Origin of the sequence: Mesorhizobium sp. AR07 (assembly GCF_024746815.1) — a bacterium.
In the GTDB taxonomy this organism is placed as follows: Bacteria; Pseudomonadota; Alphaproteobacteria; order Rhizobiales; family Rhizobiaceae; genus Mesorhizobium.
The window spans coordinates 5,479,427-5,503,642 of record NZ_CP080525.1 but is presented as its reverse complement, the minus strand read 5'-3'; the positions used below and the strand labels follow the sequence as shown (position 1 = coordinate 5,503,642).

General features: G+C 58.0%; 24 protein-coding genes and 3 pseudogenes. 11 read left to right on the top strand and 16 right to left on the bottom strand.

Features of this window, described 5'->3' with window-relative positions; genetic code table 11:
• Positions 1–121 precede the first annotated feature (121 nt).
• Complete coding sequence (locus BPNPMPFG_RS27485; protein ID WP_258591727.1) at positions 122–772, bottom strand: recombinase family protein; 651 nt, start codon at positions 770–772, stop codon at positions 122–124.
• 83 nt (positions 773–855) lie between these two features.
• Between BPNPMPFG_RS27485 and BPNPMPFG_RS27480 the strand changes: the two genes are divergently transcribed.
• The 3 genes from BPNPMPFG_RS27480 (at position 856) to BPNPMPFG_RS27470 (ending at position 5,282) form a co-directional block, all read left to right on the top strand.
• A complete protein-coding gene (locus tag BPNPMPFG_RS27480) occupies positions 856–2,298 on the top strand; it encodes an ADP-ribosylglycohydrolase family protein (RefSeq protein ID WP_258591726.1) in 1,443 nt (480 codons plus the stop codon).
• Between the two features lie 92 nt (positions 2,299–2,390).
• Positions 2,391–3,548 (top strand): PD-(D/E)XK nuclease family protein, encoded by a 1,158-nt coding sequence (locus BPNPMPFG_RS27475; protein ID WP_258591725.1) that lies wholly within the window; start codon positions 2,391–2,393, stop codon positions 3,546–3,548.
• Between the two features lie 309 nt (positions 3,549–3,857).
• On the top strand, positions 3,858–5,282 hold the full coding sequence (locus BPNPMPFG_RS27470) for an exodeoxyribonuclease I (protein ID WP_258591724.1): 1,425 nt from the start codon (positions 3,858–3,860) through the stop codon (positions 5,280–5,282).
• Positions 5,283–5,640: 358 nt separating this feature from the next.
• Here the strand turns inward: BPNPMPFG_RS27470 and BPNPMPFG_RS27465 are convergent.
• The 4 genes and pseudogenes from BPNPMPFG_RS27465 to BPNPMPFG_RS27450 all read right to left on the bottom strand — a co-directional run bounded on the left by BPNPMPFG_RS27465 (position 5,641) and on the right by BPNPMPFG_RS27450 (position 8,122).
• Positions 5,641–6,101 (bottom strand): annotated as a pseudogene (locus BPNPMPFG_RS27465) (Ros/MucR family transcriptional regulator).
• Between the two features lie 89 nt (positions 6,102–6,190).
• Positions 6,191–6,385: pseudogene (locus tag BPNPMPFG_RS27460) on the bottom strand (hypothetical protein); the annotation flags it as partial.
• A 129-nt stretch (positions 6,386–6,514) separates the two neighbouring features.
• Positions 6,515–7,087 (bottom strand): hypothetical protein, encoded by a 573-nt coding sequence (locus BPNPMPFG_RS27455; RefSeq protein ID WP_258591723.1) that lies wholly within the window; start codon positions 7,085–7,087, stop codon positions 6,515–6,517.
• Positions 7,088–7,117: 30 nt separating this feature from the next.
• Entirely contained in the window at positions 7,118–8,122 is a 1,005-nt protein-coding gene (locus BPNPMPFG_RS27450) for a YihY/virulence factor BrkB family protein (protein ID WP_258591722.1), read from the bottom strand.
• Between the two features lie 244 nt (positions 8,123–8,366).
• Between BPNPMPFG_RS27450 and BPNPMPFG_RS27445 the strand changes: the two genes are divergently transcribed.
• Positions 8,367–8,582 (top strand): CsbD family protein, encoded by a 216-nt coding sequence (locus BPNPMPFG_RS27445; protein ID WP_258591721.1) that lies wholly within the window; start codon positions 8,367–8,369, stop codon positions 8,580–8,582.
• 542 nt (positions 8,583–9,124) lie between these two features.
• Here the strand turns inward: BPNPMPFG_RS27445 and BPNPMPFG_RS27440 are convergent.
• From BPNPMPFG_RS27440 to BPNPMPFG_RS27415, 6 genes and pseudogenes are all read right to left on the bottom strand, one after another.
• Positions 9,125–9,319 (bottom strand): hypothetical protein, encoded by a 195-nt coding sequence (locus BPNPMPFG_RS27440; RefSeq protein WP_258591720.1) that lies wholly within the window; start codon positions 9,317–9,319, stop codon positions 9,125–9,127.
• A gap of 405 nt (positions 9,320–9,724) precedes the next feature.
• Complete coding sequence (locus tag BPNPMPFG_RS27435) at positions 9,725–10,570, bottom strand: hypothetical protein (RefSeq protein WP_258591719.1); 846 nt, start codon at positions 10,568–10,570, stop codon at positions 9,725–9,727.
• A gap of 180 nt (positions 10,571–10,750) precedes the next feature.
• Positions 10,751–11,047: a hypothetical protein gene (locus BPNPMPFG_RS27430; RefSeq protein ID WP_258591718.1), complete on the bottom strand. Its 297-nt coding sequence runs from the start codon at positions 11,045–11,047 to the stop codon at positions 10,751–10,753.
• Positions 11,048–11,310: 263 nt separating this feature from the next.
• Positions 11,311–11,523 (bottom strand): annotated as a pseudogene (locus BPNPMPFG_RS27425) (hypothetical protein); the annotation flags it as partial.
• Positions 11,524–11,749: 226 nt separating this feature from the next.
• Entirely contained in the window at positions 11,750–12,688 is a 939-nt protein-coding gene (locus BPNPMPFG_RS27420) for a carbon-nitrogen hydrolase family protein (RefSeq protein ID WP_258591717.1), read from the bottom strand.
• Positions 12,689–12,722: 34 nt separating this feature from the next.
• Positions 12,723–13,586 (bottom strand): class I SAM-dependent methyltransferase, encoded by an 864-nt coding sequence (locus tag BPNPMPFG_RS27415; RefSeq protein ID WP_258591716.1) that lies wholly within the window; start codon positions 13,584–13,586, stop codon positions 12,723–12,725.
• Between the two features lie 146 nt (positions 13,587–13,732).
• Here BPNPMPFG_RS27415 and BPNPMPFG_RS27410 point away from each other — a divergent pair, with 146 nt between their 5' ends.
• From BPNPMPFG_RS27410 to BPNPMPFG_RS27390, 5 genes are all read left to right on the top strand, one after another.
• Entirely contained in the window at positions 13,733–14,629 is an 897-nt protein-coding gene (locus tag BPNPMPFG_RS27410) for a LysR family transcriptional regulator (RefSeq protein ID WP_258591715.1), read from the top strand.
• Positions 14,630–14,652: 23 nt separating this feature from the next.
• Positions 14,653–14,913 carry a hypothetical protein gene (locus tag BPNPMPFG_RS27405; protein WP_319945960.1) on the top strand — a complete coding sequence of 87 codons (261 nt, stop codon included), beginning with the start codon at positions 14,653–14,655 and terminating at the stop codon, positions 14,911–14,913.
• Positions 14,914–14,965: 52 nt separating this feature from the next.
• Positions 14,966–15,313 (top strand): hypothetical protein, encoded by a 348-nt coding sequence (locus tag BPNPMPFG_RS27400; protein WP_258591714.1) that lies wholly within the window; start codon positions 14,966–14,968, stop codon positions 15,311–15,313.
• A gap of 656 nt (positions 15,314–15,969) precedes the next feature.
• Positions 15,970–16,209: a hypothetical protein gene (locus BPNPMPFG_RS27395; protein ID WP_258591713.1), complete on the top strand. Its 240-nt coding sequence runs from the start codon at positions 15,970–15,972 to the stop codon at positions 16,207–16,209.
• 64 nt (positions 16,210–16,273) lie between these two features.
• Positions 16,274–17,035, top strand: coding sequence for an NYN domain-containing protein (locus BPNPMPFG_RS27390; RefSeq protein ID WP_258591712.1), 762 nt, complete (start codon positions 16,274–16,276; stop codon positions 17,033–17,035).
• 126 nt (positions 17,036–17,161) lie between these two features.
• On the opposite strand, the gene BPNPMPFG_RS27385 is transcribed toward BPNPMPFG_RS27390, so the two are convergent.
• Positions 17,162–18,709 carry a winged helix-turn-helix domain-containing protein gene (locus BPNPMPFG_RS27385; protein ID WP_258591711.1) on the bottom strand — a complete coding sequence of 516 codons (1,548 nt, stop codon included), beginning with the start codon at positions 18,707–18,709 and terminating at the stop codon, positions 17,162–17,164.
• A gap of 132 nt (positions 18,710–18,841) precedes the next feature.
• On the opposite strand from BPNPMPFG_RS27385, the gene BPNPMPFG_RS27380 reads away from it, so the two are divergent.
• Entirely contained in the window at positions 18,842–19,306 is a 465-nt protein-coding gene (locus BPNPMPFG_RS27380) for a cupin domain-containing protein (RefSeq protein WP_258591710.1), read from the top strand.
• Between the two features lie 1,030 nt (positions 19,307–20,336).
• Here the strand turns inward: BPNPMPFG_RS27380 and BPNPMPFG_RS27375 are convergent.
• From BPNPMPFG_RS27375 to BPNPMPFG_RS27365, 3 genes are all read right to left on the bottom strand, one after another.
• Positions 20,337–20,858, bottom strand: coding sequence for a hypothetical protein (locus tag BPNPMPFG_RS27375; protein WP_258591709.1), 522 nt, complete (start codon positions 20,856–20,858; stop codon positions 20,337–20,339).
• Complete coding sequence (locus tag BPNPMPFG_RS27370) at positions 20,855–21,217, bottom strand: hypothetical protein (RefSeq protein ID WP_258591708.1); 363 nt, start codon at positions 21,215–21,217, stop codon at positions 20,855–20,857. Before BPNPMPFG_RS27370 ends, BPNPMPFG_RS27375 begins: the two co-directional genes overlap by 4 nt.
• 103 nt (positions 21,218–21,320) lie before the next feature.
• Positions 21,321–21,557, bottom strand: coding sequence for a hypothetical protein (locus tag BPNPMPFG_RS27365; protein WP_258591707.1), 237 nt, complete (start codon positions 21,555–21,557; stop codon positions 21,321–21,323).
• 583 nt (positions 21,558–22,140) lie between these two features.
• On the opposite strand from BPNPMPFG_RS27365, the gene add reads away from it, so the two are divergent.
• The gene (add, locus tag BPNPMPFG_RS27360; RefSeq protein WP_258591706.1) at positions 22,141–23,133 is read left to right on the top strand and encodes an adenosine deaminase; all 993 of its coding nucleotides are present in this window, start codon (positions 22,141–22,143) and stop codon (positions 23,131–23,133) included.
• A gap of 153 nt (positions 23,134–23,286) precedes the next feature.
• On the opposite strand, the gene BPNPMPFG_RS27355 is transcribed toward add, so the two are convergent.
• Entirely contained in the window at positions 23,287–23,730 is a 444-nt protein-coding gene (locus BPNPMPFG_RS27355) for a helix-turn-helix domain-containing protein (protein ID WP_258591705.1), read from the bottom strand.
• Between the last annotated feature and the right edge of the window lie 486 nt (positions 23,731–24,216).

Genomic DNA, 24,216 nt, shown 5'->3' with positions numbered 1-24,216 from the left:
CGGGCTTGAGTGATTGGACACGAGGACACCGTCAGCATCGCAATAAATATAGCTTTCGGAATGACGTTGGCGCTCGCCTGAGCGGCTATCCAGGACCTAAATCGGCCAAGAGAGGCCGTGTTCAGGTCAAGTCAGCTGAACCATCGAAGCGAGCATTCGACGATTTGAACTTTCTGACGGTCTCGTCGCTCCACGCCAAACCAGTCAAGGTCGTAATGCCCAGATTATTGAGGTAACTCGCGATGGCCTTGGGGCGTCCCCTACCCTCCGGAATTCGCTCCTCGGCCTCGGCAAATACGCAACGCACTCTGCGTCTGTGTTCGTCTCTGCGGAGAAATTCGGTATTCCGCCAGTCTTGGAAGTGCCTAATCGGATCAAACAACCGTCCGTCTATATCGATGGAGTCCGGAGAGAGACCTACCGGCTCTAATCCGCTCACATTCAACATATCCCTCATATAGCTATGCCTTCGCCACAGTTGCACAGCGCCGAAGTCGACGTGAACCAATGGGCATTGGCGGTCGAGGCATACGTCAATTGCCTTCCCTAACTCCATACGGATCGACGATGTGGCTTCTTCGGGGTCTCTCTCGATGAAAACGAATTCACGGACGAGAATTCCACCATTGCTCCTCACCCAGCGTCGAACGCGCTCGCACTGGTATCGGATGGTCTTGCTCCGCTTTGCGGCCTGCTCGACATCCTTGGGCAGCTTGCGGAAGCCAGCCCAGTTTACCGGTCTCGTCCAGTAGAAACCAACAAACTCTTCCATCGCACTCGAATCCGGAAAAAAGGGGAGGTGAAATCGAAAATTCCAGCAGACCAAGTTAGTTTCTCATCAATAGGGGAACCGATATGCCGGAAAAAATCAACAACCCACTTAGAGTAGACGAAGTCAGTGCCGCCCGCGGACTGATCGGCATTACATTTGCGCCAGGCAAGCGCGGACCGAGCGCGTATGGCGGCGTGCATGAGCGCGATCTCGGCGCCGATCTCGACGAGGTCGCTCAATGGGGCGCCGCAGCGGTCGTAACCCTGATCGAAGAGCATGAGTTCCACGAGCTGCAGATCGAACAGCTTGGCGAAGAGGTGCGCCGACGGCACATGGAATGGCATCACCTGCCGATCGTCGACGTATCCGTGCCTGACGCTTTCTTCGAAAAGAAGTGGCCTGGGAATTCAGCCAAACTGCGTGGCCTGCTCAAGCGCGGGAACCGAGTGCTCATTCACTGCCGCGGCGGGATCGGGCGCGCAGGCATGATCTCGGCGCGGCTGTTGGTCGAACTTGGCGCCGATTCGCTGGATGCCTTGGCCACTGTTCGCAAAGCCCGCCACCCTAACGCCGCAGAGACGAAAGCGCAGGAGATGTGGGTCACCGCCGGAAAGATGGTCGACGACTCATTACCATCCTCGGACATCCAGGCCACACGCGATCGCGCCGCTGGAGCGTTGCTCGGATTGGCCGTGGGCGACGCAGTCGGTGCCGCGATTGAGTTCACGAGAAAGCCAGAGTTCACGCTGATTGAGGACATGATCGGTGGCGGTCCGCATCCGCTAGAACCGGGCCAGTGGACTGACGACACTGCCATGGCACTGGCGCTGGCGGAGAGCCTGAAGGAAGACCCGGCGCTCGATGCAGGCGACCTGATGGATCGCTTTGTGGACTGGTGGCTGAACGGAACCTATTCCTGCACCGGCACATGCTTCGACATCGGCATCACGACCCGAGGCGCGCTTGACCGCTATCGCCGCATCGGCGATCCCTATGCTGGCTCCGAGGACTCAAGGAAGTCTGGTAACGGTGCGCTGATGCGGCTTTCACCGGTGGCCATCCGCCATTGGCGTGACCTTGAGATGGCGCTCGATATCGCCGACCGGCAGACTCGCACCACGCATGGTTCACCGCAGACGATCCAAGCCTCCCGCCTCTTCACGCGTCTCTTGGTGCAGGCTATTGAAGGCCACCCGCTGACCGACATTTTGACAGATCCTGAGGCTGAAGAGGTCGATGGCGGGTTTCGTAATCAGCACCGCAACGCGATCAACGGCTCCGGCTATGTGGTGAAGTCACTGCAGGCGGCGCTGTGGGCCGTCAATCGGACAACCGATTTCCGGTCCGCGGTCCTTCTGGCGGCCAATCTCGGCGATGATGCGGACACGACGGCGGCCATCGCCGGCCAGCTCGCCGGAGCCGCCTATGGTGCATCGGGAATTCCCAGGGATTGGCTAGAGAGGCTTGCTTGGCGGGGCCGGATCGAAGTCTCAGCCACCGGATTATTCGACGCGAGCCTCGGTTAACTAAGCTTGGTTCGGTGCCGCCATCACGCAAAGAAATTCATCAGCAAGCGGCTGCAAGCCACTCAACCGATCAGCTTAGTAACGGAGGAAAAATGACCTTAAGGCTGCACGTAATCTATCAGGAAGGGGAACACCTCGGCAATTTCAGCAATGAGGAAGGACCGTGGGCGGCTGGGGCCGTCAATATGGAGACAAACAAGACCGTCGATTTCGGAACGCGGAATTTTGTTGATGCGGTGCTCGTGGCTGCCAGGGAAAGGGTCTTCACCGCAGCGCTCGGTTGGCTTTTGTCCGATCAATCAACTCTGGACAGCCCGAGCCGCAAGAAAGTTCTCAGTGAGCTATCCGGATTGGATTTCGCTGCGTGCGACGAGATAAAGTATGTCGCCGAATGGAACAACATAGACCTCCTGATAAAAGGCTTGCGCCAATGCAATGAAGTCTGCGCGATAGCGGTTGAGATGAAGCTCAAATCGTCTGAAAGCGATGGACAACTCACCAGATACGATGACAACCTGAGGACGCTTAATCATCCCACAACCAAGATATTCCTGACGCTTTCTGGCGAAGAACCACGGTCGGGGCAAGGTTGGCAGCCGCTAGCCTGCGCTGATCTCCTCGTGACCCTAATGGAAATCCCTGGACGCGATAAATATCTGAACGACTTGCGGGATGCACTCGGTCGATTGATAGCGGTTGAGGCATGCGTCAGGACGCGAATCGACATAGCTGGCAGCGTCTTTCAGCCTGCCGCTCCTGCCGCTTTTGAGCCTACTAATAGTTTTGAGAGCTACCTGAAGGATTTTCGTCTCAGGACCTTCGCGCAGCGTGTCTGGATGGCGGAGCTCCAGTCGAAACTGGAGATTGCAAGTCGATGGGTCGTGAATATCCGCGAAACCAATGGTGAAGCACTCCTCGATATAGAGGCCGAATCGAATACCAAGCCCCTTTGCCGCGTCGGACTTGAACTGCAAAAACGGAGCCTGAAACTGTATGTCTCTCCGTGGCCCTACGATCAACGCGCCACTCGTGAGCAGCAACAAATGGTGGATAAGATCTTGAAGGACCTTGGTAAGCGGTTTGGTATTTCCGGGAAAAAGCCGACCGCACATCGCAATAGGGGCTTCCGAAGCTACTCCTTGCAGAAGACGCTCCCGTTAGAAAGGGACGTTCAAGCCTACGCGAAATATCTGCAGCCTTGGATCAACAAATTGCAGGAAGAATATCCGGACGCTCAATCCTTGCGATAATTGCCGACTGCGAGAAGATAGAACACAGGTATCCCGCCGCAAAGGCGCTTCCGAGTTTTATGCCCCAAGGTGACGAATGGCTTGGTTCCTTGGGGTTTCGGGTGGACAGCGGCTCGCTACAGGGCCCCTGCGGGAATTGCCATGCATAATTGGCGAGTGGGTTGAGAAATGCGAGCTGTCGTTGGGGAGGCAAGCACAGCTGTCGGACCATACGGCTCATAACGGGTATCGATGCCCTTCCCCTTCGGTGCATCCGATCTTGCTTGATGTGGGAAGCTTCTTGCATGATCAGCCAGGGACGGGCGCCAAATGGCTTTTATCTTTTACGACACCGAAACGACTGGCTCTGATCGATGCTTCGATCAGATCTTGCAGTTCGCGACGGCTCTGACTGACGACGATCTCAACGTCATCGACAGTTTCGAGATACGTTGCCGGCTCCTCCCACACATCGTTCCATCACCAGGCGCTATGGTGGTCACGGGCGTGCGCGTTGATCAGCTCTTTGATCCGCAGCTGCCCTCGCACTACGAGATGTGCAACCGAATTCATGAGGTCATGACTGCATGGTCCCCGGCAACGGTGATAGGTTACAACTCGATCAGCTTCGACGAGGAATTGCTTCGGCGTGCGTTCTATTCGAATCTCTTGCCGATCTATCTGACCAACACCGGGGGCAATTCGCGTCTGGATATCCTGCCGCTCGCGGTGGCAGCGCACACCTTCGCGCCTCAGGGCTTCAATTGGCCCGTCAATGAAAAGGGTCGGACAAGTTTCAAGCTCGATCGCCTGGCGCCGGCCAATGGCTTTGAGCACAGCAACGCCCACGATGCCTTGGCAGACGTTCATGCCACCATCCATATCGCCCGCCTCATTAAGGAACGTGCGCCTGCGGTCTGGAATTCTGCCATGGCCTATCGTTCGAAGGCCTCAGCGACCCAGTTTGTCGAACTGAATTCTGTGTTCATGGCGACACGCCTGCGATTTGGTCTCTGCTCCTCAAGCCTAGTTACAGCCATCGGGATCAACCCCGACAACTCGGGCGAGCTCTTCGCGCTCGATCTCAGGCAAGATCCAACGCTCCTCTCGTCGATGACCATCGAGGAACTGGCGGCACATATTGCCACGAAGCCGAGGCCAATTTCCTCGTTAAAACTCAATGCGTCTCCGCTGTTCATGCCGATCGAGCTCGCCGGTGCACACGCTTCTGGATACGAACTTGGGCTCGAGGAGATCGCACGTCGAGCCGAACTGGTGCGCAACGACGAAGGTCTCAGACAGCGGCTGATGTCGGCGGTCATGTCTGGCCGTGCTCCGTTCTCGGAAAGCCCTCATGTCGAGGAGCAGATTTATGGCAGCTTCTACTCCCGGTCAGACCAATCGCTGGTTGACGAGTTCCGCGGGGCGAGCTGGCCACTTCGGCTTGAACTCTCAGGGCAATTTGAAGACCCGCGCCTCAGAGGGTTGTCTAGGCGCATCATCTACTTTGACGCGCCTCACATTATGGGGGCGAAGATGCGCGCAGATTTTGTCCACGCGATTGCGGCCCGGATTCATGCGCGGAATGACAAATCCGGCCGCTGGACCACGCTGGACGATGCGATTGAAGATGCCCAGGAAATGCTGATCGATGCTCCCCTGGACCGTCAGGCGATCCTGCGGGAACACCTTGCCAGATTGATTGCTTGGCGAGAGGAAGCCGGCCTAATTTTGCAAGGCGCGAACACTGATTGATGGGGTTCGTAAGGCATCTTGGTCACGCATTCGGGCGCCGTCACAGATACTGCCTCATTCAGCGATTCCTGATTGTCCTGGTCGCTGTCGTCGGCCCCGTCTTCATCATCCGGAAGAGGCTGTTGCTCATCTACATAGGCCTGGCAACCCTCGTTAAACGATTGGCTGTTGCCGCCGCAGTCATTGGCGTGGGAGACGCCGTTACGCTCCGCCCAATCGTAGCCGGCTTGGTGGCCTGAGCAATCATCGGTGCAGTCGTAGCCGTCGAAAGTCGACTGCGCCCCCGCCGGCGAAGCCAACAGTCCGACCCAGACAATCACGCCAAACGCCACTGCTCTCCCGATTGCAATTAAATCTTTCAGGCCTTCGCTCGCTTAGATGCCACCTTGGCTGGCGTCTTCTTGGTGGGTGCTTTCGCAGCAGGCTTTCGGCCGAGACCGAATGACTTTGCCAATTCCGATCGCTAGGCGGCGTAGCTTGGGGCCACCATGGGATAGTCTCTCGGCAAACCCCATTTGGCTCGATACTCATCTGGCGTCATGCCCAACAAGCCAAGGTGGTGCTTCATTGACTTGAACTTACGGCCATCTTCCAGCGAAACATGTAATCGGGAAACACGGACCGCTTCGGATTGACCGCTGGTGTCTGTGCTGGTTGCTTAGCAACCGCCGGCTGGCCCAAGCTCAACAGTGCGGGATTCACCGAGGAAATAAGATCCGGCAGGCCGGCGACCGGCACCGAGTTGTTTTGGACAAATGCGGCGACAATATCCGCGGTCAAACCAATTAGATCGGCGTTTCGATCAGCTTCCTCGGACATCTATGTTTTCCCTTTCCGTTGTTGATAGGTCTTCTATTGGGCCGGACCGAACGATGCAAGAAGTCGGATGCCGGAATCTGGCCCAGCGGCTAGAGGAAAAACCACTCTGGTGGCCGGCAGACGATGCGACGACATTTCGTTCCCGCGCCATCGACGCCGCGGACATCTTGATCGATACCCGCTTCAATGAGTGGGTCTTTCAGGTTCGGGCTGAACAAGAGGTAATCAAGTCGAAGACCGGCGTCGTGGGGCCAGCGGTTTCGTATGGAGTCCCAAAAGGTAAAGGCGTTCGTTGCGGTGCTATATTCTGATTGCATCGATCCGGCTTCGGCCGACGAGTCCCTGGACCCGCTGCATTGGCTATCAGATGTGCACCCGGAGTTCATCGCCGCGTTGGTGCGGCGGAAGAAATTCTACGAGCTCAATGGGCCGACTTTCCTCAAATCAGACACCCTCACCAGCCCATCCTGGCCGGTAAAAGTCAGTGTCGATCCCGAGCTTTGAGCTTGGCTGATACCGGAGATGTGGTGCTCGCCCGTGTCATAAATCACTCGTTCGCCGTGGTCGTCGATCACCAGGCGTCGGGCGTCGGAAAAAATCGCATAGCGGAGATCATTCTGGGCACCTGTCGAGTTCGGCTGGCCCATTTCAGGCGGCCACCATGGGCCACTCGCGGGACGCACGGCGGAGCGGTAGCTGACTTCATCGCTTCTGACCAACGCTTCGGGGTTGTCGCTAAGGTATGCCGCCAGTTCGGTAGCAAGGGCATCGAGCTTGACCTTAAGTGGATCATTGAACATGTCTCCCACCATCGTCATGCCAGATGACCACTGCGCCATCCCTCCAAACTCCTTATGGCTGAACTGCGCCATCCTCCCGCCGCCTGCCTTAAGGGCCTGCAGGACGGCTTTGACAGCGTCGGTCGAAATCGAGTGCCGGACCGCCAGCTGAGCGATCAACGTTTCTTCAGTGTGGTCGACGGTCACGAGAGTTCTCCCGATTCGACGAAAAATATCTTACTGCCGGCGAGGACCCAGCATAAGGATGGTAATCACTGCACTCACGCACGCCATCGCTATCAGCGCGACGACGCCAGAAGCGTTGACCTCTTGCTCTGCCCGAAATGGGACGACGTGTTTTGCGGGCAAGGCGTTGTGAACCACAGGATTCAGATCGGACCTGCTGCCCTTTCGAATGGAATAGGCGCGAGTGAATTCCGCGCCGAGAAGGAAAATTTCCGACGAGTAGTAGACCCAGAGTAGTATGACGAGCAGCCCACCGGCGGCCCCATATGAGGATGCGATCGCGCTGGTGCCGATATACCAGCCGATAAGTGATTTTCCGAGCGTGAACAGCGCAGCGGTCACCACGGCACCAATCCCGACATCGCGCCATTCGAGGGTTCGATCGGGCAAGACTTTGTAGATGGCAGCGAACATCACTGAGATCAGGACAAACGAAATGGCCGCGTTGATCACACCGAGCACGACTGTGCCGAACGGCAGGTAAGCGTTGATGATGTTACCCAGCGCCGAGATCACCGCGCTCGCTACGAGAGATACGAGCAACATGAAACCGAGTGCAGCGACCAAACCCAGACTCGCTGCACGTGCCCGCACCAGACGCGACAACGAACTCCCCTGCGGTTCGACCTTCCATATTGTGTTCAGCGACTGCTGCATTTCGCCAAAGACGCCGGAAGCGGTCACGAACAAGGCAACCATGCCAATGACGGTCGCCCAGGTCCCGGAGGATTTACTGGATGCGCTCTCGAGCGCGGTCTGAAGGAGACCCGCGCTCTCCGGCCCCATCAGACCCGAGATCTGGGCAGACAAAGCCAACTGTGCAGCATCATGCCCGAAAGCGAGACCTGCGATTGCGACCACAATCAGCAAGATTGGCGCCAGCGATGTGGTGGCATAAAAAGCCATTGCCGCACCATGACTAAGAGCATTGTCGTTGACAAAGCCAACGACGCTTTCTCGCACCAAACCCCATGCATCTGTGATTACGTGCCGCATTTTGAGACCGTAGGCAGTGAGTCGTAGTGGTATCCGCCAGGCAAGCAATGCGTCAGAACTTCAGATGTTCCGGTTGCGGGCGCACCGAGCGGCAAATTCAACCGAAATGGGTGAGGACGATCTCCAGCATGCGTCGTTTCCCGAGTGGACGCAGCGCTAGCGGGCCTATTCCGCCCTACAGGGGAACTTGCCCTTAGCTCCGGCGTTCTAGGAGGCCAGTTAATCAACCAGGAGCGGCATCATCATGGGAAGCACGAGCGAAAAAGCAGCCGGCCTCGCAAACCAGGCAGCCGGAAATGTGAAGCAGGGCGTAGGTAAGGCAGTTGGAAATGACCGGCTGCGGGCTGAAGGGGGAGCGCAGGAAGCGAAGGGCAAGGTCCAAAAGGCTGTCGGCGACGTAAAGGCCGCAGCAAAGGACGCGACCAACAAAACTGCAGCAGCGATCAACAAGAAACTCTGATCGGGGAACTTTGAGCGCGCCTATAGGCTTTGGCGCGTAGGGGGCGCGGTGTGATCCGCGCCCTTCGCATGTTTGTTCGGCGATTGATTAGACCGGCGAGGCTGGCGCTCCGCCACCAATCGTTAACCGCACCACATCAGCGCGTTCGCGTTTTCTTCGCGCTCCATATAGCTCGCGGCCTCGCGTTGCGGAGTTGTCACAATGTGCCGGGCGGTTCTACGACTGCCTTCCCTTCTATTCTTCACCCCCTGGCTAGATTCGGCCAACGCGGACGAAAAGTGGCCGTCTATCATTTACTTCGGTGAGAAGACGAACGAGCGGATCGATGGGTCTTTATATTGGGAGGGCCAAGCGGGGGCGGCCTGCACAACCGAGGCTAAGCGGGCAGAGCGCAGGCGCAGCGAGCGGCGACGGTGCTATTAGCGCCGTGACGGGGAACCCTGGAACCACGCCTGTCAGTGGCTACACGAAAGCCAATGGGACGCTGGTCGCACCATATTTCAAGAGTGTAGACGTTGAGATCAGGGCCGACGGCCGGCAACTCACTTCCTTTGCACGCACACGGCGCGGACGCATGTTTCTGAGTCAGCGATGGGCTTTTCCATTTCGGCCTTCAGCGCCACCACGGCCTGCTCAAATAGTTCCTTGCTGGCGTAATCCACATTGGTCCATGTCGTCGGCGCAGTTGGCGTTCCTGCCACCACCCATTGAAGTGAGAATATTAGAACCCAGTCCATGCATTCCCCCCCATCTTTGCGCGAACGATATATGAGTTGGCCGGAAACGCGACAAGCTTGGCGTCAAGCTTCGCTGGAAGTGCCGAAGCTAAGAAGGGCGCGGAGTGATCTGCGCCCTTCTCATGGGTTGTCCGGCCGTCGATCGGACTGGCGAGGTTGGATTACGTGGTCGCTGCCAAGTCGGTCAACGCTGCCCGAACGATCTCGCCCGGATGCAATTAGCCGTCTCGCAATTCGGTAGCCCTGCTATCGGCCTTGCGGGTTTTTCGCCCTATTCGCACGTGACGTAGATCATCGGGTGACGCGTGTTGCGAACTTCAAAGGTGCCGTAGAACGTCCGGCCCCGGGTTTCTGTTGAAGTCGTGCGGCTCTCTATCACCTCCCTGCGCCGTCCAAGACGAGCCATCACGCAGCCTCTTGCTTCAAACCCGGTCGCGCCGGCATGTCGTTTCGCGCGGGCAGGCGCTGGATCTCAAATTCACAGTCGCAAATATAGAACGGGTCCACCACAATCTCCGACTCGTTCCTGTCACCAAAATAAGCGAGCGCTTGAGTTTTCGAGATTTCGGCTTGAGCTAAGATTGGCTCGCCGCCTGGAGAGCGATAGGCGAACCATTCTGCCACGCTTTGATCGAGCGTCCAGGAAAATGAGGCGATGTGGTTTTCGTCCCTGCAACCGCGATAGACCTTAATAAAATCTGGTAGGGCCCGGTAGTAACGCCGGTCATCAATGGCCATCACCTCCCGCGATTTGCGTCGGAACTTGCCTCGCCGAGAATAACTCAACTCCCAAACATCTTGCCATTCATCAGCCGATGCTGACGATGATTCTGTGTCTTGCCAGACCTCTCCCACCAATGGCCAGAGGTCTGAAACTCCAACTTCGTTTATAATTTGGCTGAGCGCTTCGACACGGTAGGGTCTATGATGAATGAAGACATAGGAGCGCCAGTCGCCGGCGGCTCTCGCCTCTTCCAATGCGGCGCGCCTGCGCCGGATTATCTCATTTATCGACCGAAGGCCGGCGGGCTTTACATACGTTCCCCAATTGATAGCCGGCGTGCCGGCAACAGCAAGCAGCATCATTTCCCGATGTAGTGGATGGTCGAACATCGGCCCAAGAGGACCAGAGACGACAAAGCTCCTCAAATCTGAGTCCAGAGTGTCCAACTTGAAGTCGCTCGGATCGACAGGAACAACTGAATAGAGCTTCTTCCGGTCGGTGAGATTGATAATATTCTCGGCAGACATTGATGCATCTCCAAAAAAAAACGACGAGCCGGTCGCCGGAAGCGTTCGCTCCGATACGTGTTTCGTCTTTGCTGCGGGGAATACCTATCAGTCACATGCGATGATGGATCACAAGTGAATTAAAGCGGCTTTTTATGAACATGAATTAGATCAATGGCTTAGCGTTCTTTGACTGAACGCTCAACGGATGTCAGACGTCATGAGCGCCTCGACCATCTGGTAAGGCTCACGCTTGCCAGTGAACGGGCAAGGTTCGATCGCGGCGAGCGCCAGGGTGAGCCGGACGTAAGTGTCGCTCGGGATGTATGTCCAACCGCCATGCCGCGCTGGTGATTGCTCCTGCCCGGAGGAGCCACAAATTTGCGAGCCGCGGAGACATCCATACTTCTTGACTGCGCGATCGAATAGAATCTTCTGATGCTCGACCGACCGGTAACCACTAAGAACCTTGGTTTTGCCCGTAAGGTGCTTGGGCATGTTCACGCCATCAAATAGCGGCCGAATTCATCTCTTCGCATTCGACCTTGGGTTAAAACCCAAAAACCTTCAGCACTTCGTCCCCGATCACCTTCCCCCCTCAGCGAGACTCCCGCGCCTCCATGTAGATGTCAGGAAGCGCCTTCGGCAAGCGCGATCGGCGCAGCATTGTCGGCAATCGCCGCCAGCGCCGTCTCAAGCGCCGAGCGCATCTGCGGCTGCCGAAAGGCTGGCTGCCTAGCATCCAGTCTTAAACGCATGAGGTAGTCGCCAAGCGCGGGATCTGCATCGCGGCTCCATGCGATGACACCGACATGATTTGAAGCCAGCGCCCTCTCTGTGCGGATTGCACGCTCCTCGCTCTGCTGGTCGGTCGGCCCGAAGGCTGTAAACAGTTCGCCTTCGTCGCCGCGGTCGAAGGCTACTACAACGATCAGTTTGGGCTTCTTCTGTGTGGGCAATACGTGATCGGACATGGTTGCTCCTATAGGAACTGCTCACCATCATCGCGATGTTCTAAACAGGACCAGTGCGGCGCCTGCTTTGGCTTAGCGAAGCCCCATCCGGCATCCTTGCCTCACCCAGGATGCTTAAACCCCGCTGAACCCACCCATCATTGCACCCGCTCCGGCATTGATGCCACTCGAACCGCCAACCCTTGCCGGCAACGATACGCAGCCCAGCGGGTCACGACCTTCCAGTTTAACGACCGAATTCTACCGGCCTTTGCGATCTTGCATTGACCTGCAGGGTGAAAATGTCCGGACGGCTGTAATGCCCGGCAACGTCGAGACTGCGGCGGGCCGCAATCGCCGCCTTGAGATCGATGTCGGCATGGAGGATGCCCGTCTGCTTGCGCAAAGGGCCGGCGACGATTTTTCCCCCTGGCGCGATCACCACGGAGTCGCCCTGATTGATCCACTCGCCCGCGTCCGGGTAAAGGCGGTCACGGTCGGGAAAGTCGCGCGGCAGGTCCTCCACGCGCAAGACATTGCCAGCGCCGAGAACCCAGCAGCCCCCCTCTCGCGCGATATGCTGCAATGTGCCGATCCACTCATCGCCGCTGTCGTAGGTCGGGGCGACGTGGATATCGATGCCTTGGGCGTAGAGTGCATAGCGGGCAAGCGGCATGTAGTTCTCCCAGCACACCAGCGAGCCAACCCGTCCTGAAGGCGTGTCGACGACCTTGAGCCCGCTGGCATCGCCAAAGCCCCAGACCATGCGCTCGGGGTTGGTCGGCATGAGTTTGCGGTGCCTGTTCAGAAGCGATCCGTCCGTGCCAATGACGATGACGCTGTTGTAGATGGTGGTTCGGCTCAACTCGCTGTCGCGTTCGTCGATGCCGCACAGGATCGTCACCTTGAACGCCCTGGCGGCATCGAACAGAGGGCGCAGCTGATCCGACGAGAGGTCAACAGCATTGTCGACCAGACGCGCGTGCAATTGCCCTGCAAGGCCGCCGTCGGCCCCCGGCTTCAGGCGCCAGATCCAGGCCGGGTATCCGGGAATGAATGCCTCGGAGAAGACCACAAGCTCGGCGCCGCCATTAGCGGCCTCGGCTACCAGCCGCACTGCCTTGGCGATCGTTCCTTCACGATCCAGAAAGGCCGGCGGCTCCTGAACAATGGCTATCCTCGTCATGGTTTCCCCCTGCAGCGCGGTGGCCGGCGCGTTCCTATTTTGTGGCGGCCGCGACGAGCATTTCGCATGGCCCCGCGAATTGTCCGTCCCGCTCGAACTGGCCAAGCGCCTCCTCGATTTCAGCCCAGGCGTCATCCTGTTCCCGGGCGGCCAGGCCGGCGAGCATCTGATGCAGCGCGCCAAACGATTCCTGCTCGAACTGCAGACATTCCATCGCCGAGTGCAGCCGCACTGGCGCATCGACCTTTTCGATCCGGACGTCGCGGAATCCGGCGTCGACCAGGCGTTTTGCCAAAACCGTGGGATCGCCCAGGCTGAAGGGCCCCGGCTGACCGGGCAGGGGCGCGGGCAGCGCGGCGCGACGGCGAATGATGCCGACGGGGATCGAAAAGAACGGGTTCTTGTCGCCGGTGGAATAGACGATTGCACCGACCCGTCCCCCCGGCTTAAGGTGGTCGCGCATCCCGCCCAGCGCCTTGTTCTGATCCGGAAAGTAGATCAGTCCGACGCGCGAAATGACGGCGTCGAACGGGTCGGCGGATATGGCGCCCAGCATTTCGCCGTCGGCGACGACGGTGTCGATGTTGCCATAGCCCGCCAGTTTCGCGTTGCTGGCAGCGAAATCAAGAATCCCGGCCGAAATGTCGGTGGCCAGCACATAACCCTCGGGGCCAACGCGTCGTGCCGCGGTCAGCGTTTGCTCCCCCGCTCCGGCGGCGACATCGAGAACGCGACTGCCCCGCTTTACATTGGTCATGTCCAGCATCAGTTCGGTCGCCGGTCCAAGCCACCGGGATAAAAGCGGACTCCAGCGGTTCCAGGCTTCGGCCGCACCGTCCCACTGCTTACGGGTCGTTTCCTTGAATTTGATCGGGTCGAAAGTCGGCTGCTGATCCATGGTCGCCTCCTGGCGCATCACCCCGGAAGTCGGAACGGCTTCCGGAAGACAGTATTGTCTTGCAGGAAACGATATTGGGCGCGTAGTTTCGGTTCAATTCTCGAAATCTCGACGCCCATTTTGCAAAATTGCACAGATCGGGGTCCATGATGCAGTGGGATGATTTGCGAATTTTCCTAGCGGTCGCGCGCGATGGCTCGATCAGCGGCGCCGCTAAACGCATGAACGTCCAGCACTCCACCGTATCGCGCCGAATCAGGCTGCTGGAGACGCAGCTTGGCGCGCGCCTGATCGAGCGCAAGAAGTCCGGATACGAACTGACGGCGGCCGGCGAGGAATTGAAAATGGCGGCCGGCAAGATGGAGATGGAAGTCCTCGAGGTCGAGGGCGCTCTCGGCGGTCAGGAAGATCGGGTTGCCGGCGAGCTAAGGGTGTCCGCGATCAACAATATGGCGTCGTCCGTGCTGATGCCCATGTTCGCCAGTTTCAATGAAAGCTATCCGGACATCGAGCTGCATGTGCAGGTTTCCAACAAGTATGTCAGCTTGGCCGAGCGCCATGCGGACATCGCCATTCGCCTGACAAACACCCCGCTCGACACTCTGGTCGGTATCCGGCTCACCAACGTTGCGTCGGCCGTTTACGGGGAAAGAAGCTACCTCAAGACTTTGCGCGCCGGCGGCATCAAACCAACCTGGCTGGGTGTGGAATGCTGCGCTTTCCATCGATCCTGGACCGACGCGGCATGCCCGGATCATCGTCACAGCTTCTTTGTCGACGACACCTTGCTCACGCTCGCTGCCCTGAAACAGGGACTAGGGCTGGCCTACCTGCCTTGCTTCATGGGCGACAGTGATGACCGGCTGGAACGCTTCCGCGCGCCAGACCCGTTACACGATCTGGGGTTATGGCTGCTTTATCATCCCGACCTGCGGCACACCAAACGGGTGAGGGTCTTTCGCGAACACATGATCGCGCAGATCGGGGACCAGAGCGCCCTATTCGAAGGGAGACGACCTATCGACCCAGCGGCTGCCGGGTAATGTGCCAGTTTGAAATCCCCTCAATGGGCGAAGTTGCACCTAAGCCCGGACTGCGCGAAAAAGAGGAGGCAGACATGCCGATCAATCGCAGGATCAAGGAGGCGAGCAATTTCACGCCTTCCGAGATAGGGCTTCTTGGTCGGGTATTCGAGCAAGCGAAGGGGGAAAGTGAATCTGAAGCTCAACGAGAAGCGCTGGCCTCTCGCATCATTGCCAACTACATGGCCGGAATTACGGATGAGGCGGAACTCCTTGCGTTGTCGCGGCAGCCGCTTGGTCGATAAAGTTGTAGTCCCAAAAGTTCCCTCGCACCCCCGCCTCAACAGCCGCCACGTCATGGAGAAAATCATCGCGCCCGGCGAAGTGAGGATTCCACCACAGATGATTGTCGATGGCAGCATTCATGCAGGACTGGACGTCTCGCTCGGCGACCTGCGCGAATGGCACTCGCTGCGAGCCTGGTGCAAAAACTGCTCACATCATGCCGAGGTGAAGCCAGCTGGGTTGATCCGACGATATGGCAAGGGGGCGCTGTTCAGTTCCGTCGAGAGGGCGTTGTTCTGCACGAGTTGCGATAGAGGTGGGCCGGTAAGGCTCGAGATTCACAGCTGCCCGGGAATTGAAGGCCAGAGGAACACATTGATGGCGACACTCACCGATGTGACGCCAGCCTTAGCGCTGTGATCGATCCCTGGCTCAAGCCTACCGGATCCACGCCAAATATCTCAGTCTGGAGGAGATTCTCACTGAGCATCCAGGGCGCGCACCTAACGGCGCAGTGCAGTGTCACTCGGAATGCGAAAGAACGCACCAGCGGCCCCCTATGGTGATTTGGCGGGCGTTCCGGCCACGACGGGAGAGGAAGGAAGGGGTGATCGACGAGACAAACACTGGGCAGCGCGAAACGAACGGTCTGCTGGGCCCTCGACCGAACTCTCGTAGACGACAGATCCTTTTTTGGTCGCAGAATATGCGTCAAAATCTGATGGAGGGCGTCTTGCCGTAAGATCGGGCGCCTGCGTCACGGGGTTGCAGCGTTTAGCAATACTCCTTTGGCCAAAAGGTTGACCTTGATAAGTCATTTATGACTTATAACCGAAATAGTGTCGTCTACAGCCTAATTTCTGTGCGATATCATTGCCGCATTAAAAGTATAAAAATGAGATATAAAGTGTATAGCAATTTTCATTTGACTGGCGCCTGAAAATAATGCACAATTTATCTCTGCCGACAATCACATGACTTCGCCTCCAGAACTGCCGACTTTAAGGAGTCCAGGATTGGCTGGCTTGCTGGCCCCTGCCCGATGCGAGGTGACCAGGGACGTTTGGAGAATTCACATGAGTTCCTCTTCCAAGCGCGTCGCGCAGCTACGTCGCAAGCGCATCGCCCAGGGTCTTGGCCAGGTTTCGGTCTGGCTCGCGCCAGGGGACAAGCAAATGATTTCTGCGGTCATTCAGCGTGAAGGCCTCAATAACCAGAGCGAAGCAATCCGATATGCGTTGAGTAAAGTGAGCGACGCGCTCCCGGACGAGCCCGCTGGGGATCTCGAGCGTCGGCCCGCCGGAGTTGATCGCTAGCGCACCCCGGCGCTCTCTGATGAGCTCCCTCGACAGCGCTAAGCACATGAGGAGCTCAGAGACCATGATGCCCACAGAACAGCGCTCCAAACGCCTGGCTGTCTTGATCGACGCGGATAATGTTCCGGCAAAGATGATCGGCCGTGTCATCACGGAGACGGAAAAATACGGCCAGTTAGTGGTGAGGCGAGCCTATGGCGATTTTGCCGGACAACAAGGCCTGGCGTGGGAGGAGACGTTGGTCCGGCACGCAATCGTGCCGCGTCATCTGCCAATTTCCGGAAGGGGTAAGAATGCCGCCGACATCGCGCTGGTAATTGATGTGATGGATCTTCTGCACAGCGGCGCCCTCGGCGGATTTTGTATCGTATCGAGCGACAGCGATTTCGCCAATCTCGCGATCCGCATTCTGGAGCAGAATCTCGAATGCTATATTTTCGGCGGTGAAAGCGCGCCGGAACGGTTAAGGCGAGCGTGTAGCCGCTTCGTTTATCTGGAGAACCTGCGGTTCGATCCGCTGCATGCAACTCGTCCCAAAATGAAGCCGCTACGCCCGCTCGGCGATGCCCAGGTCGTCGTGAAAAGCGCTATGGCCATGCTTGTAGATCATCCCGCAGACTGGGTTCCGATTGACCTTCTCGAACGTGAACTTGAGAGCCGGACCACCGATTTCGATACGCGAACTTACGGACATGCTCGGCTGAAGGATCTGCTTGTCGCACTCAAACGTCCGTTTATCGTTGATGCGCCGCGTGGTTCCATCGCGCGCGTCAGAATGCGAGTGGCGAAGTCAGGCCGAAAAGTGTCCCCTGCTCCGAACGGGTGACCTAGGGCTCGTATTCATAAATCGAACTCGATCGGTGCGCTCTGCCCGACGTGCGGGCCAATTCCGTGATTTGTGCGATCGCTGAGCGGCCTTCGGGACGCAAAAGCCCGAATGAGCAGTTGAATCCTACTCCGGCAGCCCAGCAGCGCTGAGTGCCTCAGCCATAGAGGCCGCCAGAGCTGGCGCACAGTTGACGCCGGAGAATTGCCGACTGTAGCGGAACGTGGGGTGCAATTCGAGAACCCGCGCCGCGGTCGTCCTCGCCTCTGCCAAGCGCCCAAGCTTGGCAAGCGCCGCGGCCAATTGCACGTAGGTGATGCTGTGGGCGGGATTGGCCCGGATGTATTTGTGGGCCGCGCCGGCCGCATCCTCGTAGCGACCACCACGAAAATAGCCAAGCGCCTGCGCGTCGTAGGCTGCAAAGGCCCACGGATCGAATGGGCTGAGGCGGATGCCTCGCTCGCCCCAATCGATCGCACGCTCCGCCTCGCCGGCCCAGCCAGCCACAACACTGCCGAGAATGTAGGTGAGCGCGCAGGAGGGGCTCAACGCCAATGCTGCCTCGAAGGCCGCGAATGCGCCACCGCGGTCGTGGCCGTCCATGCCGACGGAAAAGCCGGCCAGTGTCAGGGCTCGAGCATCGTCCTGGCCAAATGTCATGGCGGCGTCGGCATGACGCAACGAGGCTGCCCGATGTTCTTCTCTAAGGCCGACGCGCAGGAAGAGGCAATGGTGGCACATGGCGGCGTTCGCGTGTGCCAGAGCGTAAGTCGGGAGCAGAATTAGCGACCGTTCAAGGCATACGAGTGCGCGTGTGACCTGCTCCGGCATACCCGAGTCGACGTCAGGTTGCGCCTTGAGCACGAGCTCGTAGGCGTCGAGGCTATCCGGCCGCTTACGCCTGACGCGCTCGATCTCCGCACGCTGAAGCCCCGGCTCCATCGCGGCAACGACCGAGGAGGCGATCCCGTCCTGCAATGCGAATACATCATCGAGCTTGCGGTCGTAGCGCTCCGACCAGACCTGAGCGGCGCTAGTTGCGTCGACGAGCTGGCAGTTGATGCGCACGTGATCGGCGATCTTGCGCACGCTTCCCTCCAGCACGTATCTCACGCCGAGTTCCTGGCCTACCTGTCTCGGGGCAACCATGCGTCCCTTGTAGGAGAAGGTCGTGCCGCGCCCGATTACGAATATCCATTTGACGCGCGACAAGCCGGTGATGATGTCATCGACCATGCCGTCAGTAAAATAGGCTTGCTCGGGTTCGTCGCCCAGGTTGGCAAAGGGAAGCACGACGACGGAGGGTTTGACCGGCAACTCCAGAGATGGAGGAGCCTCTGTGGTGCCAACGTCAGGTTGGCGGGTTACGACCGGCGGGCCGACATATCTGTAGCCCCGGCGCGGCAACGTCTCGATCCACCCTGCGCCGCCCACTTCGTCTAGGACTTTGCGGATGGCGGCGATTTGGACCGTCAGGTTGCTGTCCTCGACCGCGAGTCCCGGCCAAGCGGTCTGGAATAGCAACTCCTTGGCGACGGGTTGCGTGGCGCGATCAAGTAGCAATTGAAGCAAGGCGGCCGCACGATGGCCGATTCCAGTGGGCTCTGATCCACGCATCAATATCCCGAGACTTGCGTCAAGGTGGAACGGGCCGAAGTCGTAGATCGCTGACATGGATCGAACAACTGTCATTCGGAAACGTTTCGCAACATTTTCGCAAGCCTTTCACGACATGTCGAGCTGGCGTGATGCACTCTACGGGCGGCTCCTCGATGAGGGAGCTTACAGCAAGCAGGGAGTTGCGCCATGCCCGCAAATGCAGTGATCCGGCAGCCAAATGATTTTACGGGCGTAACGCTAGCCGGCCAGCCGATGGCCTTCCTCGTGACCGGAAAGCACACCAAGCACACGAGCATGTTCGACTGGACGATACCCGCACGGTTCTCCACCGGCCGCCACGTGCACCGCGTGCAGGAGGAAACCTTCTATGTTGTCGAAGGTGAGTGCGAATGGCAGATCGGCGATGAAACCGTCCAAGCCGTCCCCGGCACATTCGTGTTCATCCCGCCGGGCGTGCCGCACAACATCGCCAACGCAATGGACAAGCCGGCGCGGGTCATCATGACCGTCTCGCCACCTGGGCACGAGCATTATTTCGAGGAGCTTGCCGAGATGGTCTCGCGATCCGGCCTACCTGACTCGAAGGTGATCGGAGAGCTTCGCCGTCGCTACGATACCGAGCAAATCTCGGCGCTTCAGACCCGCAAGTGAACGATGAGTGCAGAGCAAACCAGTGAGGCACGCTAAAACCCTGTCCGCTTGGGGCTCAAAAGCGGAAGTAATTTAAGCGCATTACCGGCTTCGCGACGGGTCGTTGCGGTTGATGGACGTGATTCAAGCTCCGAAACTGGCTTCGAATCGTGCGCTACGAACTCAGCGACTATGAATGGACCGCCATAAAGCCGGTGCTGCCGAACAAGCCGCGGGGCGTGCGCGTGTAAAACAGTCCTTCGGCTAAATCTCCATCGGCGGACGCCGGGTGAGGTTCTGGTCAAGATGAGCGACGTGTCCCAGGCGAGCTCACTGGAGAGCTCGAGCGCCGGTTTGCTGAAACGGGACCGCTGCACACTACGGCGCTCTCTGACGGTCACCCCTAACAGCGTGGTGAGCACGCGCAGGGCTCTTGATCTGATGCACCCTTGCGACAAGACCGCTGATCTCTAAGCCATCGGATGGTTCGTGGATTTCCGTCGGTTCTCAAAGACGATGCGTTGTGAATGAACGGTCGTCGAGAAGGACATCTTGTGGGAGAACAGTGGGGCTAGGAACGCTGCGTCCAGAACTTCCGGCGTGGGGAATCGGATGATGCAAATGCTTGAACCTAAGCCCTCTGTGCACCCCGCACATGAGTTTCCGGCCCGTGCAATCTCGCCTATTTAGGCGTGGTCTCCCAGAGGCTTACGGGACCAGAGGGCTTCGAATTGGGGAGGATATGAAATAGTTTCCTTGCTGTATCGAGGCTCACAGCGCCCGAACACCCCACGATCGGGCCCGATAGAACGGTTTGCGCCGGCTGGGCTTGGCCCTTCACCCAGTCGTAGTTGACACTTTACCGAAAAATTGGATTTCAGGCGGCTTTGTCAACTTGGTGTAAACTTAATGGAAAGCGTTCTCTTAAATGAGATAGAGAACGCAGGTTATTTGGTTGACGAAGCTGGTTGCGTTAGAGGGCCGAGCCGGTCGTTGGGTTGTCATTTGTCAACCTGGCCTGTTGTGGCCTGGCCTGTGATGGCGGCGATGGCTATCTGGTGATGGGAGCGGGCGGAAGAACGCGAGCTGGCGCTTTCGGCTTAGCCGGTTTTTCGATGGGGTTGGGATATTTGGGCCTGTGACCAGTGCTAATCCGCATCATCAGTTCGTCTTCGATATCGTGAGGGTCTACGATAGGCACTATTGCGTCCGACGTAAGAATGCGATGCGCGACGAGAAAACGACGCGGCGCGTGCCCTGCTGCCTCTCGCGCAGCGCGGAAATAGCTGCCGCTTACAGCCTTCGCGAGCGCGAAATTAACCTCTTCATTCACAGCGATGGTTACGGTCTCTTCAAGATCCATCGCCCTTTTGGGGGCTTTATCGGCGAGCTGCTTTTGGAGCTCTGCGCTCTTTGCATTTAGCTTTGCCCGGTAGTCCGCAGCACGCTCGTCCAAAGCCCTTTCCCGCTTGATGCGGTCATTAACGCGGCGCTCGAACATGATCCTGCTGACCACCGCCCAGATTAGGATGGCAGCCAGGGCAACCGAAAACATGAGAAATGCAGGGCTCATTGTCTGAATCCCGTCTCGAGGAAACCTCGTCCCACCCAATGTAGGACGAAAGCGCCTACCAAACAACCAACGACGGCAGTGGCGAGTTCCTGGTCCTGCATGAAGCTGACGGTGGTGGAGTGATAGAGGAGACCCACCAGAGGTGCGAAAGCGCCGAGGGTTACGAGCGAGGTCGAAGCTCGATCGAGGGCGTTGGCTTTGAACTTCGCGATCTCCCGATCTATGTCTCGCTCTCGTTGAAGCCCAGCGGAGTCATCGTTGATGCCCTCGCCCAACTTCGCGAGGTCTTCGTCCACCGCCTCACCAATGAGTTGCTCAATTTTGGCGAGCTCCTCTTCTATCAACCCCTCATCCGCCACGGCTTGGTCCCCTCCACTCTTCGTGGCTATAGCTGAAAGCCCGGACTCGATCAATTTCGGTTCGTTCGCCGGCGGAACTCGGCGTGCTCGTATCGCCGGCGCTTTATGGATTCCCCTTGTGGCTGATGCCCTGGCGTCCCGGCTTGGCTTTACTGTCCACGGCGGCCTTGATCTGGCGCCGGAGCGAGCCGGTCTGGGCGAAGGTGATGGTGACCGCGGTTTCGTGATCCTCCGGGGTCTCGAAGATTGTGAGTGCCTTTGGTCCTTCGATGACTGTGGCCCCTGGATATTTCCGCTCGAGAAAGCCCTTGACCTGTCGTTTGATGGTTATCGGTGTCATGCTAGTTCCCCTTGGTAGCCCGAGGGCATCTAACCAATAAGAAAAGACCGGTGCAATGCCGGTCCTTCTAGCAGATCACACCGGATTCAAAGCGTAGGTAAGTTTCGGTAGCTCAATGCCCCCCACACGAAGCGGAGCATTGGGGGAAATATTGTCTCCGGCAACAAAAGGCATCCCCTTCGGCTCACCACGGCCATCCTAAGACTTCCGTCGATGGGGTTCATCCCGGGTCAGAGATAAAGTCGATTGGTTCCTAGGAACCCCGGCGAGCGTCAGCAGTTTCTTCGAGCGTCACCTAGAACCGAAACCCGATTGCCGCAGTGGTGCGCTCGCTGACGGGCGCCTATTTCGCCGACCACGCTGGATTAGCTGGACTGACCGAACATGCGCTTGCTCAGATGGGCGGAATGTTGCTTTTCTTCTCGTCGATGGGAACGAGCAAGTAGCGCCATAAGCGGCCGCCTATTTGGGTGCTTCCCGGGGCAAAATCCTTCAACCATTTCTTGAAACATCAGGAGCCGGTGACGTGCTTTTCATGGTGCCTTTGCAAAGTGAAGGTATCATGACGCAAAGTGGAGGTATCATGAGCGACTACAGGACGCTACCGAAGGCCGAAGTGCATATCCATCTTGAGGGCTGCTTCGAGAGGGACGACGTGATCAGGAATTGCAAAGAAGCCGGAATCCCGCTCCGCAGACCGCGTGATGAACTTTTCAAAGCGGAGGATCTGAAGAGCTTCCTCGAGATGCTCGACTGGATCTGCGGCACATTCCGAACGCGCGAGCAGCTGTTTGGGACCGCCTACAAGTTCTCGCAGCGAATGGCCACGAGCGGCGTTCGCTATGCCGATGTCATTGTGAACCCGACGCATTGGCCGCACTGGAGCGGAGATATCCCGGCGATGATCGACGCCCTCGATGCCGGCTTCGCTGCGGCCGAGCAAGATGGAAATCCTCCCGTAGGGCTTTGCGTCAGCTTGCTTCGGACCCAGTCTGAGGCGCAATCGATCGAGTTGGTGGAACTGCTGAGCACGATCAGGCACCCGCGCGTTGTTGCCTTGTCGATCGACGGAAACGAGGCCGCCGCCGGACGGACCGGTCCGCGCTTCGCTGAGGCCTTCCGCCGCGCGGCAGCAGCTGGTTTAAGGCGCACCGTGCATGCCGGCGAGTCGAGCGGGCCGGAGGGCATCCGCGACGCGCTCGAACTGCTGGGCGCCGATAGGATCGACCATGGCGTGCGCGCGATCGAGGATCTGGAGTTGGTTGACTTGCTTGCCGACAGGCAGATCCCTCTGGGTATCTGCCCGATTTCCAACGTCGTGTTAGGTGTCTATCCGTCGCTCGAGCAACATCCCATTGATCTGTTACGCAAGGGAGGCGTTTCGGTTTCCATCAACACGGATGACCCCGCGCTCCTCAGCACCACTCTCGAAGACTCCTACAAGGCGTGCGCCGCAACCTTTGCATGGGATGACGAAATCATCCGGCAGCTTGCGCGAAACTCCGTCGAGGCGAGCTATGCCGACCCTGTTGTAAAGGCCCGTATCATGGCGGATGTGGCGGTATGGCAGGCATAGTGAGGGAGCATAGGCTTCCTCCATTTGTCCGCGCGACGGTGGTGTTGGGCAGGCAATCGCCCGGCGGCGCGAAGCTGTCATCGCCCGGCAAATGAAGGTCGCCTTCGGGGGTCGAACTCGGTCGGTCACAGTGATCGGGTTTCGACGCTGGCGTCACTCAGCATCATCGTCCTGTTTCTTCACGCCCATGTCACCAAAGAGGGCGCGCAAGATTTTTCTAAACACGACCGACATCTTTGGATCCGTTCCGTTCGACACCTTGCGCAGTGCGACGATGATCTCTTTCTCATTGGCTGAAACGGACTCGCCGACTATTTCCTCAAAGGCTGCACGATCCATTTCATTGCCATCCTGCATGAGTGCCAAGATGAACAGCTGGCGCGCATCGGTTTCTAGCGCCCTCGCAATGCTCACGACGCGACAAAGCGGCACTTTGGTTCTACCGGACTTCAACATCGTGATGACGTTGTCGTTAGCGAAGCCAATCTCCCTGGCTATGTCTCTTTGGCTCTTTCGGTGCCTTAGTTCGTAGATGCGCTTGTCGAGGAATTTGGCAATCTCGGATTTGCCTGGTGCACCCCTGCTATCGTTTCCCATGTTCGTTCTCTTTCTTAAACGCATGATCTTGCATACTATATATCAGACAGCGATAGGGGATTTCGATTCCCCATCGGGAGATACAATATATTTCTTCCCATCGACATCTACCTGATCAAGCATATAAACCAAAAAACGGCACATTAAATCCTTTAAGCTGGCTTTCATTTCATTTTATACATAAGTAAACTATGACTTACTGACGTCTTTTGGCGATTTACGCATAGGAGAACGGCGGCGACCGAGTTGGCGAGACGGAAATAGCCTCGAGTTCGGAAGTGCCTGTCGCTAGGGTGACGCGACTCGGATAAGGGCCTTCCGGTGTGGTCACCCGGCTGCTCAGAGAGTGGCCCCCAGATGAGCTACTCGGCCAAAGTCGTCCTTAGGGCCATCAAGGATCCCGCACGGCAGGTGGTTCTTGAATACGCGGCGGCCAGGTCGACAGCCACGCAGCGGCGGTTTGCCGGCAAGACAGTTGTTCGCCCG